Origin of the sequence: Rhodococcus sp. SBT000017, assembly GCF_003688915.1 — a bacterium.
GTDB lineage: Bacteria > Actinomycetota > Actinomycetes > Mycobacteriales > Mycobacteriaceae > Rhodococcoides.
The window spans coordinates 713,996-734,033 of the sequence record NZ_REFU01000001.1 but is presented as its reverse complement, the minus strand read 5'-3'; the positions used below and the strand labels follow the sequence as shown (position 1 = coordinate 734,033).

Here is a 20,038-nt window from a genome sequence, read left to right as displayed (position 1 = left end):
CCGGCCGCCGAATCCGTCGATACCATCGACCGATGATTGCCAGCGACATGAACCGCCCGGCGTGGGACGACGATCCGGCCGTGTCCGGCTGGCCGGGCCTGCCCGTTCTCGAGCGTGACGACACCGCCGACGTCTGCGTCGTCGGCCTGGGAGGCTCGGGTCTGGCCGCTGTCGCCGAACTTCTCGACCGTGGTCTCGATGTGGTCGGAATCGACGCAGGGCGGGTCGCTGCCGGTGCCGCGGGTCGGAACGGCGGCTTTCTGCTCGGTGGTCCTGCGACCTTTCTGCACACAGCGCTCGCGACATGGGGTCCGTGCGCGGTGGATCTGTATCGAGCGACCCTGGCCGAGATCGACTCGCTGGAAAGGCTTCTCGGATCCGACGTCGTCCGACGCACCGGATCCATCAGGCTCGCGGGAGTCCCCGGTGCGCCGATCGAACTCGCCGACTCGGAGGACTGCGACGCGCTGGCACAGTGCCTGCGCGAGAACGACGTTGCCGTCGAGCAGTATTCCGGCGATTTGGGGCGCGGCATCTTCCTACCGGACGACGCGGTGATGAATCCCGCGCGTCGCGCGCTCGGGTTGGCATCGATTCTCGCGGGCCGCGCCCGGCTGTACGAGTACACGCCCGCAACTGCTATCGAGCCAGGAGCGGTCACGACGCCGAATGGAGTGGTTCGGTGCGGCCTGATTCTCGTTGCCGTCGACGGTCGCCTCGAACAGCTACTCCCCCAGCTCGACGGCCGGGTTCGGACCGCACGTCTGCAGATGCTCGCCACCTCACCCGTCACGCCGGGCCGGCTGCCGTGCCCCGTATACGGACGATGGGGGTACGACTACGCACAGCAGGACGCGTCGGGACGGCTGTATGTCGGGGGTGGTCGCGACCTCTTCGCCGTGGACGAGTGGACACCGTCCGGCGAACCGACCGCTCAGGTTCAGAAGTACATCGAATCCGTCGCGACATCGTTTGCAGGAGAACCTGTCTCGGTCGATGCGCGGTGGGCTGCATCCGTCGGATTCACCACCGATGGGCGGCCGCTGTGCACGTCGGTCGACGACACCGTGATCGCGTTCGGCGGTTACAACGGGACAGGCAATCTGGTCGGACCGGTCACCGCTCGTGCCGCCGTGGCGCTCGGACTCGACGGGCTTGCAGTGCCGCAGTATCTGAGCAGCTGACGCATGGCAGTGTGGACCCATGGCCGAGGAACCGGAACGCACCGAGGACGGTCACTACATCGTCATCAAGGGTCGACGTTGGCGCGCAACGGATCCTGACATCCCGGAGGATCGCAACGCCGAATTGCGATCGATTCTGATGGCGTGGCGCAGGGAGGTCAAACGTACGTCGGGTGCACCGGAATCTCGTGCAGGTGTGCAGGCCACCAAAGTCGCCCTCGGCGAGCGAGGAACACCGTGGTGGGAGCAGTCGGACGACGAGCGACGAGCTCGATGGGAAGCGGAAGTGCCGCGGCCGGTCGAGACCTGATCCTCGCCAGATTGTTGCCATAGTGGAAACTATCCAATACAGTTTCCACTATGGAAAGCATCGGAGAACCCACACCTGCCGAAGCACGAACAGCTCTCGACGACATCGACCGAGTTCAACGCGCGGTACGAGACACTCCCTGGCCGGTGTGGCTGTATCCGGTCAACGCCGTACTGCTTGCAGCATCCGCACTGACCGCACTGCTCGACAGCCCCGCCTCGCTGCTCGGAGTCGCCGCGGTGATCATCGCAGTCAACGTCATCACCGGATACCGAATGGGGACGCCGTGGGCCCTACCCACCAACCGAGGCTTCCTCGCCTGCGTGGCGCTTTCGGCGCTCTGCGTCGCACTGGCGCAGGCTGTCGGCAATCCCAGCGGACCGGCCGGGCCGGTGGTTCTGCTCGCGGCCGCGGCCGCGTCGATCTACTCGATCGGCTCGATCCTGCACTACCGCAGTACACGTCGATGACGAGCGATCTCGATCCGATCATTCACCCCGCCCACCGGCTGCGAATCTGCGCCCTTCTGGCCGCGGCGACGACGGTGGAACTCGCGATCGTCAAGGAACACAGCGGGTTGAGCGCATCGGCGCTGAGCAAACAGGTCGCCGCTCTGGTCGATGCGGGATACGTCGAGCAGCAGCGATCACGCACGGACTCGCGTCGACTGTGGTTGTCGTTGACCAAGGACGGAAGAACGGCGTATCGCCGTCACGTGGCGGCACTGCGCGCGATTCTGGCCGACACCGACGCCTCCATCTAGTCGTCTGCGGTGACTTTCCGTCGTAGGGCGTGTCTATTGTTTCGACGGATGTCGTCGATGCAGTTCAACGAAGTAGCTCGTCCAGCGAAGAAGGAGACCGGCTCATGTCCATTCTCAATCCCTATCTGTCGTTCCGAGACAACGCCCGCGAGGCCATGGAGTTCTATCGGTCGGTCTTCGGTGGCGAGCTCACCGTCACCACGCTCGGCGAGGCGAATGCCAGCGAGGATCCCGCCGACCAGGACAAGATCATGCACGGCCAGCTGACCACCCCGAACGGCTTCACTCTGATGGGAGCCGACACGCCGTCGTCGATGGAGCACACCCCAGGCAACACCATGAGCGTCTCGCTCAGCGGCGACGAAGAGGACGAACTGACGGGCTACTGGAACGCGTTGGCCGTCGACGCACAGTTCACCATGGGTCTCGAGAAGGCTCCGTGGGGCGACACCTTCGGTATGTTGACCGACAAGTTCGGTGTGCAATGGATGGTCAACATCGCCGGATCCCCCAGCGGGAGCTGAGCACAGCGGCCGCCGCTACCGGACGACGGTCTTCGGCGGGATCACCTGTCGGAGACCTTCGGGCCCCCAGCCTCGGTCGAGTGCCACCAGTAGCAATGCACAGCCGATACCGGACAGGACGAGCGCGGAACCGAACATCGCCGTGTATCCGAACAAGTCTCCGACCACTCCGGCGGCAATCCCGGCCGCGCCCTGCGCGAAGACGATCGCGCACGCCATCAGCGTGTAATCGCTTCCCGCGAAGCGCTTCTCCGACGCGTCCATCATCAGCGCGAACACCGCGACGGTGGCCGCACCACCGAGCACGTGTTCGGTGATGTTGGCGGTGACCAGAAGTGGAAAGCCGCCGACGCCCAGGGACGCAACGACATACAGACCGAGGCTCAGCGTTTGGCTCACGCCGCCCACCAACAGCGCCTGGCGACGTCCGTGCCGAAACGCCAACCATGCCCCGAGTGCGGCTCCCCCGACCGCCGCCACCGACGACAGACCGCCCTCGACCAGTGCTATCTGGGGCAGTGACAGTCCACTGTCCGACAGAAACGGACCCACGAGGGCCGACCCCATCGAGTTCCCGAACTTGAACCCGATGATCAGCAGAATGAATGCCACCATTCCGGGTCTGCGAAGCCGCGACCACCATGCACCGGCAAGCCGCCCCGGCGCCGGGCGCTCGGCCCGAGGATCGGAGTCCACGTCGGCCGCGTCGAGTTGTCTGCGCATCCACCACACGGGGATCGTCGTCAGCACGATCAGCAGTGCCATCGCGACGAACAGCGCCCGCCATCCGGCAAAGGTGAACAGCCACAACAGCAGTCCGCCACCGCACACCATCCCGATCCGGTAGGCACCGACCTGGAGACCGTTGCCCAACCCGCGCTGCGCCGCGGTGAGCGTACGCACCGCGATGCCGTCGGTCGCGATGTCCTGCGTCGCCGAGAGAGCATTCATGACGAAGATGCCGACGAACAGCCAGCGCAATGTCGAGGACAGGTCGAGGAACGACAACGCCAGTGCCACCGCCGCGGCCGAACACTGCAGCGACAGCAGCCACCGCCGCCTCGATCCGTACCGATCGACGTACGGAGCCCAGAGAAACTTGAGTGCCCACGGCAGGAACAGCACACCGGTCGCGCTGATCTTCACCAAGGAGAACCCAGACTCCCGCAGTACCACCGGCAGGGCCTGGGTGAAGAATCCGAACGGCAGTCCCTGTGCGAAGTAGAGCGCACCCAGGAGAGTGAGGGTCCCGGCGGTGAACGATGCCGGGCGCACCGCGTTGGTCATGACGGTCATCGTGTCAGAGCGACGCCGACTCCGCTGAATGCGCAACAGGCTGGCGAAGAATGGTGCGGAGCTTCGCGGGTTCGACGCGGCGCGCATCGCTCAGGTAGATCTCGTGATGTCTGCCGGTCATCGTCAGTCCGGAACTGGGAATGTATCGGTGGTGGAGCTCGTCGAGTACCGGCGTCTCGTCGTCGTAGGACCCGATGTGCAGCGTCTGCACGCACAGTCCCTCGTCGAGAGTCTCCAATCGAATACTGCTCGACGCATCCGAGTGGCTCCTCGCGTCGGCGGACGCCTTCGCCACCTCGAACATCGATCGGTCGATCCAGTCGGGCACCATGATCATGGCCGTCCAGTTCCACTTGTTCTTGTCCCTCTCGGTGGTGAACGAGGCCATGTTCTCGGCCCACCACAACGCCTCGAGCGGCATGACGACGTAGTCGCGGTCGAGGGTGTTCTTGCTGGCGAACTTCAGTGCGTAGGCCACGGGGTAGAGCGCCCCGATTGCTTCGGCGTACTCCGGAGCGGTGTTCGGATCGCCGCGACCGTCGATCATCAGGTAGGTCAACGGCGGAACGACGAGGGTACGAAAGGTGTTGTGCCGCGCCGAATATGCGTCGAGCGTCTTCTTGAAGTCGATTTTCACCGCTGGTCTCTCCCGATCGATTTCTCGATCGCACTGGTCCAGTGCGACCGGCCCCATAGATTCGACTGATACCCACCGTCAGCAATCACGACTTCCCTGATCGCGCGGTGCACCCGAGACTGTGATTCGACCGTGATGTACCTCACTCTAAATCCTGGAGATGGCAGATGACACACCTTGGATCCAGACTCGAGTCCACCGAAAGGCAGGCCGGACGCAAACACGGGCTGTTGCTCGTATCGATGAGCTGTCTACCCGTTCTCGGGGCTGTTCTGCTTGCGCCGCTGCAACCGCAGATGCTCGAGCATTTTTCCGAGACCGCGGGCGTGAACGCGCTCGTGCCGCTCACGATCACAGCTCCAGCACTCATGATCGGTCTTCTCGCGTTCGCGGCAGGACGAATCGCGGACAGCCTCGGTCGCATACGGCTACTCACCGTCGCCCTCGTCCTGTATTCCGTGTGCGGCATCGCCCCGCTTCTGCTCGATTCCCTGCCACTGATCGTCCTCTCGCGTCTCGGTGTGGGAATCGCGGAAGCCGGGATCATGACGTGCTGCACCACCCTGATCGCCGACTACTTCACGGGCAAACAGCGGGCTCGGTACTTCGGACTGCAGATTGCGTTCACCTCGTTGTCGGCAGTCGTCTTCATCGCACTCGGTGGGGCGTTGGCACAGGACACGTGGCGGACGCCGTTCTGGCTCTACTCGGTGGGCATCGTCTTCGCCGTCGTCGTGCCGTTCGTACTGTGGCAACCCAACGCAGATACCGAGTCCGGCACGGTGCACAGCCTCGCGTGGCGGCCCCTTGCCTTGCCACTGACCGTCACCTTGTTCGGAGGAGCCGTCTTCTACACACCGATCGTCCAGATACCGCTCAAACTCGACGGCGTCGGCATCGACAACCCGGGGACGATCGGGGCGATCAGCGCCATCGTCGCGGTCGCGACCGCGGCGTCTGCCTTCATGTTCGGACGGATCTCCGATCGTGGCCCGAAGGTGCTGCTGCCCATGGCGTTCGGAGTTGCCGGTGTCGGTCTGGTCGTCGTGGGCCTTGCCCCGAGTGCAGCGATGGTCGCCGCCGGAGGCATCGTGGCCTCGGCCGGATCGGGAATGCTGCTGCCGACCCTGCTGATGTGGGTGATCGGTGAGCTCGAGTTCGCGCAACGCGCTCGCGGTACGGGAGCCTTCACCGCATCGATCTTCCTCGGGCAATTCCTCAGCCCGCTCGTGGTGCTCGCCTTTGCGCTCGCATTGGGCGGATTGACCGCAGCCCTCGCAGCTTTGGGAGTACTGGCAGTGCTCACCGCGCTCCTCCTCCGTAGTTCGCAGAGCGTACGGAAACTGTCACTGCAACCGTGACATCGGCTGCGCCCCATATATCGAACCCGCTGCTTCACGCAGTCGAGCGAAGATGGCTAGCTCAATGCGGGAAGTGCACAGTGTCGCCAATCTGGATCTCAATCTTCTCGTCTCACTCGATGCACTGCTTCAGCATCGCAGCGTGACGAAGGCTGCGAATCAATTGGGATTGAGCCAGCCTGCGCTGTCGGCCGCACTCGGCCGGCTGCGCAGGCATTTCGACGACAACCTGCTCTACCGCGTGGGCAACGAATATCACCTGAGTCCCTTGGCTGCCGAGCTGCGGCAACGTGTGCGCCTCGCACTCGACGGCGTCGAACGCGTCTTCTCCGCACAGCCTGATTTCGACCCGGCGGAGAGTACGCGTGAATTCAGTATTCTGGTGAGCGACTACGGAATCGGAGTTCTGGGTGACACACTGGCAGGACTGTTTGCCGACGCCGCGCCCCGAGCGCGTCTGAGATTCGGCCCTACCAGTCCGGACCTGGTTGCCCGCGCCGAGCATTCCTTGCTCGGATCAGACCTGATGCTGGTTCCCCACGGATTCGTCACCGATCTTCCGCACCAGGATCTGTACCGGGACCGGTGGGTGATGGTGCTCTCGTCCGACAACGACGACGTGGGCGAATCGATGACCACGGACGATCTGAGAACGTCACCCTGGGTCGTGGTCTATCACGGTCAAACCGCGTCGACGCCTGCTGCGCGGCAGTTGCGCATGCTCGGGATCGAGCCGACCGTGCAGGTGATCACCGAAAGCTTCCTCACGGTGCCGCAACTCGTCGTCGGCAGCAAACGAATTGCGCTGCTACAGGAGCGCTTGGTTCACTTGCTGCCGTTGAACGTCGGGCTCCGGACCGTCGCCTGCCCCGTCGACGTCGGGGAACTGGTGGAGGCCATGTGGTGGCACCCGGTCTACGAGCGGGATCCCGAACACCTGTTTCTCCGCGAACTGGTCACCCGAGCGGCCTCGATGGCCACCGACGAGCCCGGCGTCCCCTGGCCTACTTGACGGCTATCGGATTCACCGGGCCCCGACCGCACCCGTCACCGGAATCGGTGCGGCGGTGAGGAAGAACTCGTACGTACCGTCCCCCGCACAATGCTCCGCCAGGGCATCGAGGTCCCACATCTCGCCGAGGAACAAGCCGATGTTGGGGATCGCCACCTGGTGCAGCGGCTGGAACGCCACGTCGAACTCGTTCGGCCGAACCTCGAATCCCCAAGTATCGGTGGCGATTCCGGCAATCTCACTGTCGTGCAACCAGTCTGCGGTGGTGAACGACAGGCCCGGTGCCGGACCGCCCGCGTACTCACCCCAACCGCAACGGCGCGCTCGGGTGAGCTGCCCGGTGCGGACCAACACCAGATCTCCCCGCCGGACCGTCGACGACGGTCCCTGCGCTTCGATGGTGGCCTCCAGATGCGCTGTGGTGATCGCGAATCCGTCGGGTAGTTCACCGCTTTCACCGCAGTGCCGGCCCACATCGAGCAGGACTCCGCGTCCGACGATGCCGTTGGCGACGGTTTCGATTCCGGTCACGGAATCGCCGAGCGAGGTGACGACCTTGTCGGCGTCGCGTCCGTTCCACGCCTTGCCGTGATCGAAGATGTGCCCCAGCCCGTCCCATTGCGTCGAGCACTGCAGGGGCATCGACACCACGTCGTCCGCTCCCCCCAGTCCGTGCGGGAAGCCCTGAATTCCGCTGACGGCGTCGGTACCGGTGTCGAGCATCGTGTGGACCGGATTGGTTCGCCGCCGCCAGCCGCGCTGAGGGCCGTCCATGTCGAAGCTCTGAGACAGCGAGAACGAGACGCCGGAACGGACGAGACCTGCTGCAGCGCTACGTATGTCGTCGGTGAGAAAGTTCATGGTTCCCAGGACGTCGCCCTCACCCCATCTGCCCCAGTTCGAGTTTCGTGCAGCCGCGGTGGCGATCTCACCTTCGGGATCGGTTCGATCGAGCGAAACATCGCTCATGTGGATTCCTTTCGATTGTCGGCGCGGAGCGCGTCCGCGATGGATTTGACGCCGCCGTGCGAACTCGCTCCGCCGTCGACGGGGATTTCTGCACCCGTGACGAACGACGAGTCGTCTCCGAGCAGGAACACCGCGACTCGCGCGACTTCCTCGGCGTCGCCTGCTCGACCCAGCGGAGTCTCCGCAATCGATGACTCGCGAAAGACCCCGGGAGCCGAGCGGGTCATCGCGGTATCGATGAATCCCGGATGCACGATGTTCACTCGCACACCCCGTGATCCCCATTCGAGGGCAGCAGCCTTGGTCAATCCGCGCAACGCCCATTTGGCGGCGGTGTAGGCCACCGGGTAGTGCGCGGTCAGTGCCGCAAGCGATCCCAGGTTCACGATCGAACTGCCCGAGGGCATTCGAGCACCGACGGCCTGGACAGCCAGCAGGGTGCCGATCACGTTCACCGAGTAGATCCTCGCCATGTCGTCGGGCCGCACGTCGGAGAGGCGGGATCGCCACGTGATGCCCGCGCAGTTCACCAGCCCGTGTACGGGGCCGTCGATCGAGTCCATCAGTGCGGCCCAGTTCTGCTCGCTCGTCACATCGAATCCGCTCACGTGGTCCACCCCGACGACCGTTGCGCCGTGGTCCCGCGCGCACGCGGCCACCGCACGTCCGATGCCTCCATCGGCACCGGTGACCACGACGACCCGACCCGTCAGATCAGACATGACTCGTCCGTGCTCGATTCTGCTCACGATCGGGACGCCTCGCCGGCGGCACGCGCGGCGTCGATCGCGGGCGACCGACGGTGTTGGTGATCGATCCGATTCCGTCGACCGTCATCGTCACCACATCCCCGAAGGCCAGGGGCTCGGGACTCTGTTCTCCCCTTCGACCCCACAGTTCGGCCAGACACCCACCGTTGCCTACGGTTCCACTGCCCAACACGTCACCCGGATGGACCCAGGAGTCACGTGAGGCGTAGGCCAGCATGGAATCGAAGGTCCACCCCATGTTCGCGAGCGAATCGCGTCCGATTTCCTCACCGTTGACCTCCACCGAGCAGCCGACCTCGAAGAATCCGTCCTCGGTGCGAAACGCGTCGAACTCGTCGGCCGTGACGATCCAGGGCCCGAGCGTGTTGGCGAAATCCTTGCCCTTCGCAGGCCCCAGGCTCACTTGCATCTCGCGCCGTTGAATGTCGCGAGCCGACCAGTCGTTGAGGATCGTGTATCCGAAAATGTACCCACCGGCATCGTCCACGGACACGCTCGAGCCCGATCTTCCCACCACCGCAGCGACTTCCAACTCGAAGTCGAGATCGACACATGCCTCGGGCGGACGAACGGTGTCGCCGGTCCCGTGCACCGTGTACGGGTTGGTGAAGTAGAACCGAGGTGCCTCGTACCACGCATCGACCACACCTACCGCACCGTCGACGCTGCGGCGTACTCCTTCGACGTGTTCCTCGAACGTCACGAAGTCTCGAATGGTGGACGGCTGCAACGGTGCAACGAGGCGGACATCCGATATCGGAACCCCGACTGCTTCGACCGCCCGCGCTCCTGCTTCGAGCGCTGCGGGCAGGCCTGCCGCGAGCAACTCGGCCATGGTGCAGTCCAACGAGTGGACCATGCCGTCGTCGACGACGCCGGCCGTCGTCTCGCCGCCGTGAACGTACGTTGCGAGAATCATGCCGGCGGTGCCACGAACAGACCCTTGTCCGGATCGTTGAAGGATCTGGTGGCTACGAATTCGTTCATCGCATTCGCGGTGCCCCACTGGTCCGAGACCTCCGGCAGCGAGAAGTCGAGCAGATGGGGATGCCACGTGTCCTCGTCGAGAGTCTCGAGTTCGGTGGTGTACTCCATGGTGTTTCCGTTGGGATCGAGAAAGTAGGAGAAGGTGTTGTTTCCGGCCTGGTGACGGCCGGGACCCCAGATCTTCTCCACCCCAGCCCTCAACATCCGGCCGGTGCCGCGCATGTATTCGTCGAGCCCACGCAACTCGAAGGACGCGTGGTGCAGCGAAACGTGCGGTCCGCGGGCGACGGCCATGCTGTGGTGCTGCGCGTTGGTGCGCAGGAACCACATCATGTTGCCCATCCGTGGATGCATCAGAGTGTCGGAGAGCTTGAAGCCGAACCACTTGTCGTAGAACTCGACGGTCTTCTCGGGGTCGGGCGAGTTCAGAACGACGTGCGAGAGTTTGACCGGAATGGATTCGCCCTCTTCGACTTTTCGATGCCGGCGCACCGCGACGTCGGACGACACCTCGATCGTCCTACCGTCGATGTCGAAGAATCGGAACCCGTACCCGCCGCCCATGGTCTGCAGGGTGTTCGGCTCGTTCACCAACTGCACTCCTCCCACCGCGAGGCGCTCTGCCAAGGCGTCCACCGCTGCGGCGTCCGACATCCCGTAGGACACCAGGTCGAGTCGCTTGTCGGAATCCTTGCGGATCCGCACCACGTACTGCTCGGGCGAACCTTCGGCGGCGAGATACGTGATGTCGCCGTCGGTTCCGACCGCGGTCAGTCCCCACTGGCGGGTGTAGAAGTCGAGTTGCTTGTCGAAGTCCGGTACCGCGAGATCGACATGGCGGAGGTGTGTGAAGGCGTAGTCGTTCATGAGTTCACTCCTGTTGGTGCGGGTGACAATCCGAGACGTTCGGCGTTGCCACTGAGAATGGATCGGGTGACGTCGGCAGAGAGTTCGGCCGCGCGTAGTTCGGCAACCGGGTTTTCGTTGCCCATGTCGAACGGATAGTCCGAGCCGAGAACCACGGACTGTGGCCCCACGGCATCGATCAGCGCGCGCAACGCACCGGGACCGTGGACGAGGCTGTCGAACGTGATCCGACCGAGATAGTCACTCGGCGGTAGCGCGCAACGCCGAGCCTCGGGTCGGACCCGCCATGCATGGTCGGATCTCCCCAGGTACGTGGGGAGGTACCCGCCGCCGTGCGCGGCAACGACTTTCAGGCCCGGGTGGCGGTCGAGCACACCGGAGAAGATCAGATGGGACAGGGCGACCGCGTTCTCCACCGGCTGTCCTACGGTGTTGGACAGGTAGTACCTGTCCAGGCGCTCGTCCAGCGAGCATCCGAAAGGGTGCAGAAAGACCACTGCACCCAGATGCGCTGCTCGGCTCCAGAACGGCTCCAGACGTTCGTCCGACAGCTCCACACCCGGTGCGAACGAGGATATTTCCACACCGGCGAGCCCGCAGGTGAGCACAGCGTCGTCGAGCGCATCGACGGCTGCATCCGGGTGTTGCAGAGCAATCAGTCCAAGGCCGGTCAATCGGCTGGGCTCCTCCGCGACGAGTGCGGCGATTCCGCGATTCGCACTCGACGTCACCACTTCGGCCAGTTCGCGATCGGCCCAGTAGTGATACTGCGAGGGCGAGGGAGACACCACCTGCGCGTCGATTCCAGCGGCATCCATGTCCGCGATCCGACGATCGATCGAAGTGAGCTGCGGAATTCTCGACGCCACCATCCGGCCCGAAACCTGCTGCGACTCGGAACCGTTGCGCAGCGCATCGAGTGCGCGGTGCGCGGTCAGGCCAGGGTGACCCGCAACCACGGCCTCGACCTCGGGCACGATGGCATGTGCGTGGACGTCGATGATCGGACGCATCAGGGCACCTCGGTGACGAGTGCGGACACCTGCCCCATCACTGCGGGTACGTCGGCGTGAGGATCGCACTCGAGCATCCAGGTACAGATCTGCCGTGAGGCCGCCACCACCTGTTGCGCACGGGGTAGCCGACGCGCGACGAAGGCATCGAGAACCGCGTCGTCGACGGTGTCGGCGGCGAGCACCATCTCGGCGAGCACCAGCGCGTCCTCGAGCGCTTGTGCCCCGCCCTGAGCGACGGTGGGTGGGCAGCAATGTGCCGCATCGCCGATCAGCACGACGCGGCCTCGATGCCACCGTCCTTCGAGGACGTGGCTCTCGAACCAGGTGTAGTTGATCTTCGTGGAATCGCGCAGTTGCTCCCGGATCTCGTCCCAGGGCCCGTGATACTGCGAGGCCAGGTTCTGCATCACCGCGAGTCGTTCCTCTGCCGTCGAGTGCGTGTGGTCCTGCGCGGCCTCGACGATGTATGCGTACAGCGAGTCCTCACCGGTCGGGCAGTAGCCGGCGATGAAAGCTGCTCCGCCGTAATAGAGCTCGGTACGGACGACGCTTGCCGGACGTGGTCCGACCAGACGCCAGATACCCATTCCGGTGCGCTCGGTCTCGAGTTCGATCCCGAGTGTGCGACGCGTCCACGACCGCACCCCGTCCGCGCCGATCACCAGGTCGTAGTGGCTCTCGGTGCCATCCGAGAACGTGACCGATGTACCGGTCTCGCTGTGCGCCAATCCATCCGCGACAGTGTCGAATCGAATCTTCGCTCCCGCGCGTTCGGCAGCGTCGTGCAGGATTCCGGCGAGGACGGGTCGTTCCATACCCATTCCGGCAGGAAGATCCGGTCCACCGGTGCGGGCGTCGTCCATCTCGACGATGACAGTGCCGTGGGCGTCGGGGGCGCGGATCCCGATGGTGTCGAATCCGTAGCCGCAGGCCCGAACGTCGTCCCAGACCCCGAGCTCTCGCAGTGCGCGCAACGCGTTGCCCTGCAAAGTGATTCCGGACCCGCTCGCGCTCGACCGTGGCGCGGCCTCGACGACGTCCACGGACGCTCCGCCTCGAGCCAGTGCGATGCTCACTGCCGACCCGGCGATTCCGGCTCCGATGACCAACACCGATGTCATGACGCGCTGCCCACGACCGGTGTCTGCTGGTAGCCCAGACCGGTGATGGTCGATGTCATCACGTCGCCGTCGCGCAGCAACCGACCCCAGTGCATTCCGTTGCCCGCCGGACTGCCCGTCAGAACGAGGTCGCCGGGCAGCAGTCGTACCGTCTGTGAGACGGCAGAGACCAGAGCGGCCACGTCGAAGAGCATGTCCTGGGTGGATTCGTTCTGCATTGTCGTGCCGTCGAGTTCGAGGGTCAGCCGCATCTGCGCGACGTCGCCCGCGTCGTCCTTCGGCACGATCCACGGACCGAGTGGCAGAAAGCCCGGTGCGTTCTTCGCCCGCAGCCAGTCGGTGCCGATTTCGGGCATGTCGCGCCGGAACACCAACTCACGGGTGGTCAGGTCGTTTGCGATCGTATAGCCGGCGATCACGTCGAGCGCCTCGGATCGATCCAGGCGGTAGCCCGAACGTCCCACGACGGCAACGAGTTCGAGCTCCCAGTCGTTCTTGGAAGTACCGGGAGGCAGGACGACCTCGTCGTACGGGCCGGTGATCGCCGAGGGCAATCCGACGAAGAAATACGGATCGCCTTCCGCCGCACGCTTGTCCATCATGGCCGCGGCCTCGGCGCGAACCTCGTCCTCGGTCCTGCCGTCCGCGATGTCGGCATGCTTGACCGCGAGATCGATGACGTGAGTGCGGTAGTTGGCTCCGGCCTGCAGAATCTGGCGGGGTTCGACGGGCGCATGCACCGTGGCATCGGAGGCGTCGGTCCATTGTCCGTCCGCATCGTCGAACGAACGCAGAACCGGCAGTACCCGATCCCAGACCTCGAACAGATCACGGGTTGTGATCGGTGCCGAGAGGCCGAGCCGATCGGCCACCGAGTCGAGATCCAGCAGCCGACCGCTCTTCAGTAGAACGGCGTGCGGCTTGCCGCCGGTTTCAGCGGTACCGACCGCGAAGTTGGGCAGAGAAATTGTTGAAATGTCCACGAAGGCCGACTTTCGTTGTGGCGTGTATGTGACTACCACCACTGTCGAGCACTAGCCTCGATCTTGCATGAGGCCGATGTGTCGGCCTGAGCGGTTCGAGATTGCGGTTTTCGAGCTCGATGGTGACTTCGGGCGTGGTGACTCTGCCGATATCGTTCGGCTGGGCGCTCGGTTCCACTGTCCGAGACGGGTCTTTCGGGTCGATCGGTCGGTGGGTTGGGGTCAGGCGGGCGCGGGTAGCGCCGCCAACCGGGTCAGTGCGGTGATGATCAGGTCGGACCAAGTCGCATCTTTGGATAGTCGCAGGTGGGTGCGACGGGCGTGGTTGGCGATGCGGCCGGCGATCGAGAAGATTCGCAGACGTAGCCGTTTCGGTTCCCACCTGCGGGCGTCGTGGTCGGTGAAACCGAGCATCTGAGTCCACGCGGTGAGTTCGAGGGCGAGAGCGACGATGGCAAGCCAGATTCGGTTCTGGTCGAACCCGTGCAGCGGAAGATTGCTCAGCCCAGTATCTTTCGCGATACGGATCCGGTCCTCGCAGCGGGCACGGCGGCGGTGCCGTAGTTCGAGGTCTTGAACTTTGCCTCGTACGGTGTTCGTGGCGAATGCAGTGAGCCGCAGTCCGTCGGTGTCGGTGAAGCGCAGTTGCGCACCGGGGTGCGGGCGTTCCTTCCTGATCACCACACGCATCCCCGGTGGCCAGGTCGACAGGTCGAGGACGCCGGTGGCGTCGATGACCCATGCCCCGTCGCGGACCTGTTCTTCGGCGTCGACTGCGACCGACCAGGCGTCATCGGGGACCTCGCTCAGCGCCGTGACCATGGCGTCGGTGAGTCCGAACCCGATCGAGTAGGAAACCCGTTGCTTGTGCAGCCAGGACAGGTACGCGTGGCTGGCTCCGGCTCCATCGGTGCGGACCAGCACTTTCTTGCCGGGCCGGCTGCCGTTGGTGAACGTTAGTTGCGCGAGCGCGGCGCGGGTGACGTCGATGTGGTCGGCGGCGGTGTTCGAGCCGGCGTTGCCGGCGCGCAGCAGCGCGGCGACGGGCTCGCCGGTGCCGGACTGTCCGTGGTCGACGAAGGCGAGTAGTGGGTGAAAGCCGTACCCTCGCTTGTATGTCGGTGCTGCGAGCTCTTTGTCGGAGTGTGCGGTGACGAGGGTCGCATCGAGGTCGATGACGATCGGATTGTCCGCGGTGATGTCGTGATCGGGTGCATGCTTGCCGGCATGTTTCCATGCCGATGCGCGTGCTGTCGCGCGGGCGGTGTCGATCGCGGTCAGCACTGCGGGTGCATCGGCGGCCAACGTGGCGATCAGTCTGGAGACGGTCGCATCGGACGGCACTTCCCCGAACACGCCGGTGTGCTCGCGCAGGGTCGCGATGTCGGCGAGGCAGTCGCCACCGAGCGCTAACGACACTGCGAGGTCGGTGATGATCTTGCCGGGATCGAACTGCGCCAACGGTTTCCGCCACGGCATCAATGCCGCGGACAGTTCGGAGCTCAGGCCTGTGACCTCAGCTGTTCGGAGCAGTGTCACCGCGCCGGCGTGCGACACGATTCCGGTTCCGGTGGCATCGACGGACAAGGTCGGGTACGACGACGTAGACTTGCTCACCTGAAGGGTGCTCCTCGATCACGTGAATATTCAACCTTAGACAAGTCGAATTATCGCAGGTCGGAGCACCCTTCTTCAGTTTTGACACGGGACGAAGACAGATCACCATGAAAGCGCCAGGCTAGGGAACATCAGTCAAAGAGATATACCTGATAACCGAAATCGACGAGACTGATACCATCCAGTCTCGCCGATTCGGTTCGTTCGACCCGTCACACCTCGGCGTCGACCTTGTCCGGCTCGCCTCGGCGCATCGCCAGGTACTCGGAGAGCTCGCGCTTGACCACAGGCAACAGCAAGTACAGGCCCGTGATGTTGACCAGCGCCAGCAGGAACAGGGTCGCGTCGGCGAAGTCGAGCACCGAACCGAGCGACAGCACAGTTCCGATGACGGTGAACACGCAGAACATGATGTTGAAGAAGCTGCGCGACAGGCGGCTGCGTCCGAACAGCGACGTCCACGCCTGCAGCCCGTAGTAGGCCCAGGTGATGGCAGTGGACAGTGCGAACAGCGCGACTGCAACCGTCAGTACGTACGGGAACCACGGCAGCACGGTCTCGAAAGCGTCGGACGTGAGGGTGACACCTCCGGCGGGAAGCTCGCCCGTCTCGGCGACGATCGCCCGCTGGTCCTGCCAGGTGACGGTATTGGCGATCACGATGGTCAGTGCCGTCGCGGTACAGATGACGACCGTGTCGATGAAGGGTTCGAGCATGGCCACGAAGCCCTCGGTGACCGGATGCCTGGTCTTGACGGCCGAGTGCGCGATGGCAGCCGAACCCAGTCCGGCCTCGTTCGAGAACGCGGCGCGCTGGAATCCGATGATCATGACGCCGAGTACACCGCCGGCCACACCCTCGGGCGAGAACGCACCCTCGAAGATCGCGGTGAACGCCGTGGGGACCGAACGGAAGTTGACGGCGATGACGACGCCGCACGCGACGATGTAGACCAGCGCCATGGTCGGCACCAGCTTGGCAGTGACCGCCGAGATCGACTTCATGCCGCCGATGATGACCAGTCCGATGATCAGCGCGATGACGATACCGAAGACTGCCTTGGCTCCGTCGGAGCCGAGGAAGCCGTCGTCGCCGCCGGTGACCGAACGGACCTGCGCGTACGTCTGATTGGCCTGGAACATGTTTCCGCCGCTGATGGCGAAGAACGTGATGACGATGGCGTAGAAGACGGCCATGACCTTGCCGACCTTGGCAAGTCCCCGCTCTGCGAGACCCTTGGTCAGGTACTTCATGGGCCCACCGGAGACGGTGCCGTCCTCGTTGATGTCGCGATACTTCACGCCGAGTGTGCACTCGACGAACTTCGATGCCATGCCCAACAAGCCGGCGAGGATCATCCACAGGGTGGCACCCGGTCCACCGAGCGTCACTGCGACGGCTACACCGGCGATGTTGCCGAGCCCGACGGTTCCGGACACTGCGGCGGTGAGCGCTCTGAAGTGGCTGACTTCACCGGGCGCGTCCGCCTCGTCCTCCTTGCCGCTGACGAGAATCAACGCACGTTTGATTCCGCGGACCTGGATGAACTTGAACGCCACCGTGAAGACGACGGCACCGACGATGAGCCAGAGGACGATCAGCGGGACGGCGGCTCCACCGATATTCACGGTGAAGAAGACGACATTCGACACGGCAGCGGAGATCGGATCGAAGGCATTGTTGATCGCCGTCTCGATGGAGCTGATCGTGCCTCCGTCCGCGGCCAGTAAATCGGTTGCGAGGGGGTGAGAGCTCATGGCTTCGAGTGAACAGCACGTGGACGGCAGAGGACGCGATTTACCGAATTTCGCGAGATAATTTACGTGATCTTGACCGAGGCCGGAGACTCACTCCGCAGATCTGGCCGGGATTCGCCTCAAAAGCACTGTTGCAGCATCCAGTACGACATGGCGGTCGTAGGTGAGGCGGTAGTCGTACATCGGGGTGCCGTCCTCGGCCGTACCTCGCTCGACCGCGATGAGCGCCACGCTCGACATAGGAGCCACGATCACGATCGACCGTTCCAGCGCCAACGGTTCGTCCGCGCCCACGACCACGGTCCGGAAGCCGGCGGCGGGCGGGGCGGCATGGGAGTCGAAGACCGCCGTCAGCGCGGTACGTGCAGCAAGGTCTTCGAAGATCGCTTCGCGCGCAGGCGTCAGGCCGGTGGACGCGCTCACCGTCGCCAGTACGACGGTCGAGGAACCGGTCCCGTACGCACTGTGCAGCAAACTGTTCTCGATCGCGTCGAGCAGAGTCGAATCCGCGTGCCTGCGAGCGCCGAGCACATGAGTGAGGCCGTACGGCGTGACCGCCACGGGGGCACGCACGGTCACCGTTCCATCCAGCTCGAGCGAACGGGCCGGCCCCTGCACCTCACCGAAGTCCGGGAGAGCGTCCGGTGCGCCGTAGAGGTATCCCTGACCGAGAACGGCGCCCATGGCTCGCGCACAACTCTCGTGTTGCTCGGTTTCGATTCCCTCGGCCAGGACCAGCGCACCGGTGCGTTCGGCCTCGGCGGCGACGGCAGCGACGATCGCGGCGGTCTCGTTGCTCGAATGCCCCTGTACGAGTGCCATGTCCAGCTTGATCACATCGGGACGCAGCAGTGGGATCAGCGCCAGGCTGGACGAATCTGCCCCCACATCGTCGATGGCGACTCGCCACCCCAGGTTTCGAGCGTGCTCGGCCGCCCTCAGCAGACCGGCCGGATCACCCATCAGGTCTCGCTCGGTGATTTCGACGAAGATGGACAGCCGCGACGCGTCGGCGAGAATCGGTAGGTAGTCCCGAGGAGGCGGTGCATCGAGGGCGATGGGTTCGGCATTGACGAACAGTGCGAGCTGGTCGGGATAGCCGGAGTCGACGGCACCGCGCAGCGCGCTGAGTCGGCACCGCCAATCGAAATCGGCAGTGACGCCCTGTTCCCGAGCCACGCGCAGCAGTTCCGGCGGCGGAATCAGGGAACCGTCTCCACAGGTCCGCACCAACGCTTCGTAACCCACGACGACGCGTCCGTCCAGCGTGACGATCGGCTGATAGACCGACGTGATATCGACCGACATCGGCGAAATCTCGGCACCCGTCGAACGTCGGTGCATGGGTGGACCTCCCTCGAAACTGCTCGATCGGTCCCCACCCGGGGCATCATCATGCCCGACCGCACCGTGATGTCGATACCCGACTGCGGTCTGCCCGTCGATTCTTTGGCTATAAGGTGCTCCAAGGACTCGACGAACGGCGGTGACCGATGGTGGAAGCGGACTCTCGTCCCGGTGCCCCTCACGACCACCTCTTCGCGGGTCGATACCGGCTGGGCACGGTGTTGGGGCGCGGCGGAATGGCCGACGTGGTGCACGCCGCCGACCACGTTCTCGGCCGATCGGTAGCGGTGAAGATATTCCGCCACGGTGAGCCGCCGGACACTGCCCAGCGCATCGATGCAGAAATTCGGACTCTCGCGTCGCTGTCGCACCCTGGTCTGGTGACGCTGTACGACGCGGGCACTGCACTCGATGCCGGCGGGATGCCGGTGCCGTACCTGGTGATGGAGCTGATCGACGGTCCGACGTTGAGTGCGTATCGCCAGGGCCGAACAATGGACGGTGCCCACGTCGCGCGAATCGGATGCGAGCTGGCGGAGGCTCTCGCCTACATTCACGATCAGGGTGTGATGCATCGCGACATCAAGCCCGCCAACATCCTCGTTGCGCAGGCGCCGGACGTCGGTGTGGGACAGTGCGCCAAACTTGCCGATTTCGGCATCGCCCGTATCGTCGACGCCGAACGACTCACCGAACACGGCACCACGGTCGGTACTGCGCACTACCTCAGCCCGGAGCAGGCGACGGGCACTTCGGCAGGCCCACCGACGGACATCTACACACTGGGGCTCGTTCTCATCGAGTGCCTCACCGGCACAATGGCATTCGAGGGAAGCGCCGTGGCAGCAGCGGTGGCGCGCCTGCACCGCGATCCCAGCGTCCCCGAGGGGCTCGGATCGGACTGGCACGCTCTGTTGACGGAGATGACATCCAGACGCCCGGAGGATCGACCGACCGCAGCTGCGGTCGCCCACCGATTGCGCGGGATCTCGCACAGGGCGACTCTTCTTCCCCGCACCGCCGCTATGCCCGTCGAGCCCACGAACATGGTTGCGCACCCGGCAGTTCCAGCGTCCACCGACGCGAAATCTGCGCGCCGAGCATGGATCATCCCGGCGGCAGCAACTCTGTTCGTTTCGCTGGGAGCGGCGATCGTCTGGATCGCAATCGGCACGGGCGACGAGCCCGAGCCCATGTCGCCGTCGACACCGACTCCGACACTCGTGGAGTCGACCACAGTGGCACCCACGACCCCTACGCCTGCACCTGCACCTGCGAGTTCGATTCCGGTCATCTCGAACCCGCCCGAACCTGCTCCCGTACCTACGGCGAATCCGGTTCCGATCGAGCCCGCTGCGCCGGCCCCGCTACCGCCGGGTAACAGCAACGGCAATTCGGGGAACGGAAACGGAAACTCCGGCAACGGCAACTCGGGAAACGGAAACAGCAACGGCAACGGCAACAGTGGCAACGGCAATTCCGGCCGAGGGAACTGACCCCACGGCCGTCGACGGAAA

Annotated in this window: 20 protein-coding genes; 8 read left to right on the top strand and 12 right to left on the bottom strand. The window is 64.5% G+C overall.

The window, feature by feature from the left end:
• Positions 1-32: 32 nt before the first annotated feature.
• From AYK61_RS03255 to AYK61_RS03235, 5 genes are all read left to right on the top strand, one after another.
• Positions 33-1,184 carry an FAD-binding oxidoreductase gene (locus AYK61_RS03255; protein WP_259467915.1) on the top strand — a complete coding sequence of 384 codons (1,152 nt, stop codon included), beginning with the start codon at positions 33-35 and terminating at the stop codon, positions 1,182-1,184.
• A 19-nt stretch (positions 1,185-1,203) separates the two neighbouring features.
• Positions 1,204-1,494: a hypothetical protein gene (locus tag AYK61_RS03250; protein ID WP_121869792.1), complete on the top strand. Its 291-nt coding sequence runs from the start codon at positions 1,204-1,206 to the stop codon at positions 1,492-1,494.
• Between the two features lie 50 nt (positions 1,495-1,544).
• On the top strand, positions 1,545-1,964 hold the full coding sequence (locus AYK61_RS03245) for a hypothetical protein (protein WP_121869791.1): 420 nt from the start codon (positions 1,545-1,547) through the stop codon (positions 1,962-1,964).
• Complete coding sequence (locus AYK61_RS03240) at positions 1,961-2,257, top strand: transcriptional regulator (protein WP_121869790.1); 297 nt, start codon at positions 1,961-1,963, stop codon at positions 2,255-2,257. Before AYK61_RS03245 ends, AYK61_RS03240 begins: the two co-directional genes overlap by 4 nt.
• Positions 2,258-2,361: 104 nt before the next feature.
• Complete coding sequence (locus tag AYK61_RS03235) at positions 2,362-2,781, top strand: VOC family protein (RefSeq protein ID WP_121869789.1); 420 nt, start codon at positions 2,362-2,364, stop codon at positions 2,779-2,781.
• Between the two features lie 15 nt (positions 2,782-2,796).
• Here AYK61_RS03235 and AYK61_RS03230 read toward each other — a convergent pair whose 3' ends face one another.
• Complete coding sequence (locus AYK61_RS03230) at positions 2,797-4,068, bottom strand: MFS transporter (protein WP_121872389.1); 1,272 nt, start codon at positions 4,066-4,068, stop codon at positions 2,797-2,799.
• Positions 4,069-4,081: 13 nt separating this feature from the next.
• Positions 4,082-4,714: a GyrI-like domain-containing protein gene (locus tag AYK61_RS03225; RefSeq protein WP_220709102.1), complete on the bottom strand. Its 633-nt coding sequence runs from the start codon at positions 4,712-4,714 to the stop codon at positions 4,082-4,084.
• Positions 4,715-4,881: 167 nt separating this feature from the next.
• Here AYK61_RS03225 and AYK61_RS03220 point away from each other — a divergent pair, with 167 nt between their 5' ends.
• Positions 4,882-6,075, top strand: a complete 1,194-nt coding sequence (locus AYK61_RS03220; protein WP_121869787.1) for an MFS transporter — start codon at positions 4,882-4,884, stop codon at positions 6,073-6,075.
• A gap of 52 nt (positions 6,076-6,127) precedes the next feature.
• Positions 6,128-7,087, top strand: a complete 960-nt coding sequence (locus AYK61_RS03215; RefSeq protein WP_259467914.1) for a LysR family transcriptional regulator — start codon at positions 6,128-6,130, stop codon at positions 7,085-7,087.
• A 12-nt stretch (positions 7,088-7,099) separates the two neighbouring features.
• On the opposite strand, the gene AYK61_RS03210 is transcribed toward AYK61_RS03215, so the two are convergent.
• From AYK61_RS03210 to AYK61_RS03165, 10 genes are all read right to left on the bottom strand, one after another.
• Positions 7,100-8,056 carry a cyclase family protein gene (locus AYK61_RS03210; protein WP_259467913.1) on the bottom strand — a complete coding sequence of 319 codons (957 nt, stop codon included), beginning with the start codon at positions 8,054-8,056 and terminating at the stop codon, positions 7,100-7,102.
• Positions 8,053-8,778, bottom strand: coding sequence for an SDR family NAD(P)-dependent oxidoreductase (locus AYK61_RS03205; RefSeq protein ID WP_121869785.1), 726 nt, complete (start codon positions 8,776-8,778; stop codon positions 8,053-8,055). Before AYK61_RS03205 ends, AYK61_RS03210 begins: the two co-directional genes overlap by 4 nt.
• Positions 8,771-9,745 carry a fumarylacetoacetate hydrolase family protein gene (locus tag AYK61_RS03200; RefSeq protein WP_121869784.1) on the bottom strand — a complete coding sequence of 325 codons (975 nt, stop codon included), beginning with the start codon at positions 9,743-9,745 and terminating at the stop codon, positions 8,771-8,773. Before AYK61_RS03200 ends, AYK61_RS03205 begins: the two co-directional genes overlap by 8 nt.
• A complete protein-coding gene (locus AYK61_RS03195) occupies positions 9,742-10,680 on the bottom strand; it encodes a VOC family protein (protein ID WP_121869783.1) in 939 nt (312 codons plus the stop codon). Before AYK61_RS03195 ends, AYK61_RS03200 begins: the two co-directional genes overlap by 4 nt.
• A complete protein-coding gene (locus AYK61_RS03190) occupies positions 10,677-11,693 on the bottom strand; it encodes an amidohydrolase family protein (protein ID WP_121869782.1) in 1,017 nt (338 codons plus the stop codon). Before AYK61_RS03190 ends, AYK61_RS03195 begins: the two co-directional genes overlap by 4 nt.
• Positions 11,693-12,817: an FAD-dependent monooxygenase gene (locus AYK61_RS03185; protein ID WP_121869781.1), complete on the bottom strand. Its 1,125-nt coding sequence runs from the start codon at positions 12,815-12,817 to the stop codon at positions 11,693-11,695. Before AYK61_RS03185 ends, AYK61_RS03190 begins: the two co-directional genes overlap by 1 nt.
• A complete protein-coding gene (locus AYK61_RS03180) occupies positions 12,814-13,800 on the bottom strand; it encodes a fumarylacetoacetate hydrolase family protein (RefSeq protein ID WP_220709101.1) in 987 nt (328 codons plus the stop codon). Before AYK61_RS03180 ends, AYK61_RS03185 begins: the two co-directional genes overlap by 4 nt.
• Before the next feature lie 222 nt (positions 13,801-14,022).
• On the bottom strand, positions 14,023-15,417 hold the full coding sequence (locus AYK61_RS03175) for an IS1380 family transposase (protein ID WP_121869780.1): 1,395 nt from the start codon (positions 15,415-15,417) through the stop codon (positions 14,023-14,025).
• Positions 15,418-15,629: 212 nt separating this feature from the next.
• Entirely contained in the window at positions 15,630-17,174 is a 1,545-nt protein-coding gene (locus tag AYK61_RS03170; protein WP_121869779.1) for a sodium:alanine symporter family protein, read from the bottom strand.
• Positions 17,175-17,264: 90 nt separating this feature from the next.
• A complete protein-coding gene (locus AYK61_RS03165) occupies positions 17,265-18,518 on the bottom strand; it encodes an EAL domain-containing protein (protein WP_121869778.1) in 1,254 nt (417 codons plus the stop codon).
• 149 nt (positions 18,519-18,667) lie between these two features.
• Between AYK61_RS03165 and AYK61_RS28155 the strand changes: the two genes are divergently transcribed.
• Positions 18,668-20,017, top strand: coding sequence for a serine/threonine-protein kinase (locus AYK61_RS28155; RefSeq protein WP_121869777.1), 1,350 nt, complete (start codon positions 18,668-18,670; stop codon positions 20,015-20,017).
• Positions 20,018-20,038 lie beyond the last annotated feature (21 nt).

What these genes read in the sequence shown, in the direction of transcription:
- AYK61_RS03190 (WP_121869782.1), bottom strand. Translation starts at nt 11,693, where the DNA reads ATGCGTCCGATCATCGACGTCCACGCACATGCCATCGTGCCCGAGGTC.
- AYK61_RS28155 (WP_121869777.1), top strand. Translation starts at nt 18,668, where the DNA reads ATGGTGGAAGCGGACTCTCGTCCCGGTGCCCCTCACGACCACCTCTTC.
- AYK61_RS03210 (WP_259467913.1), bottom strand. Translation starts at nt 8,056, where the DNA reads ATGAGCGATGTTTCGCTCGATCGAACCGATCCCGAAGGTGAGATCGCC.
- AYK61_RS03165 (WP_121869778.1), bottom strand. Translation starts at nt 18,518, where the DNA reads ATGCACCGACGTTCGACGGGTGCCGAGATTTCGCCGATGTCGGTCGAT.
- AYK61_RS03185 (WP_121869781.1), bottom strand. Translation starts at nt 12,817, where the DNA reads ATGACATCGGTGTTGGTCATCGGAGCCGGAATCGCCGGGTCGGCAGTG.
- AYK61_RS03215 (WP_259467914.1), top strand. Translation starts at nt 6,128, where the DNA reads ATGGCTAGCTCAATGCGGGAAGTGCACAGTGTCGCCAATCTGGATCTC.
- AYK61_RS03220 (WP_121869787.1), top strand. Translation starts at nt 4,882, where the DNA reads ATGACACACCTTGGATCCAGACTCGAGTCCACCGAAAGGCAGGCCGGA.
- AYK61_RS03230 (WP_121872389.1), bottom strand. Translation starts at nt 4,068, where the DNA reads ATGACCAACGCGGTGCGCCCGGCATCGTTCACCGCCGGGACCCTCACT.
- AYK61_RS03205 (WP_121869785.1), bottom strand. Translation starts at nt 8,778, where the DNA reads ATGTCTGATCTGACGGGTCGGGTCGTCGTGGTCACCGGTGCCGATGGA.
- AYK61_RS03245 (WP_121869791.1), top strand. Translation starts at nt 1,545, where the DNA reads ATGGAAAGCATCGGAGAACCCACACCTGCCGAAGCACGAACAGCTCTC.
- AYK61_RS03170 (WP_121869779.1), bottom strand. Translation starts at nt 17,174, where the DNA reads ATGAGCTCTCACCCCCTCGCAACCGATTTACTGGCCGCGGACGGAGGC.
- AYK61_RS03255 (WP_259467915.1), top strand. Translation starts at nt 33, where the DNA reads ATGATTGCCAGCGACATGAACCGCCCGGCGTGGGACGACGATCCGGCC.
- AYK61_RS03200 (WP_121869784.1), bottom strand. Translation starts at nt 9,745, where the DNA reads ATGATTCTCGCAACGTACGTTCACGGCGGCGAGACGACGGCCGGCGTC.
- AYK61_RS03195 (WP_121869783.1), bottom strand. Translation starts at nt 10,680, where the DNA reads ATGAACGACTACGCCTTCACACACCTCCGCCATGTCGATCTCGCGGTA.
- AYK61_RS03240 (WP_121869790.1), top strand. Translation starts at nt 1,961, where the DNA reads ATGACGAGCGATCTCGATCCGATCATTCACCCCGCCCACCGGCTGCGA.
- AYK61_RS03250 (WP_121869792.1), top strand. Translation starts at nt 1,204, where the DNA reads ATGGCCGAGGAACCGGAACGCACCGAGGACGGTCACTACATCGTCATC.
- AYK61_RS03235 (WP_121869789.1), top strand. Translation starts at nt 2,362, where the DNA reads ATGTCCATTCTCAATCCCTATCTGTCGTTCCGAGACAACGCCCGCGAG.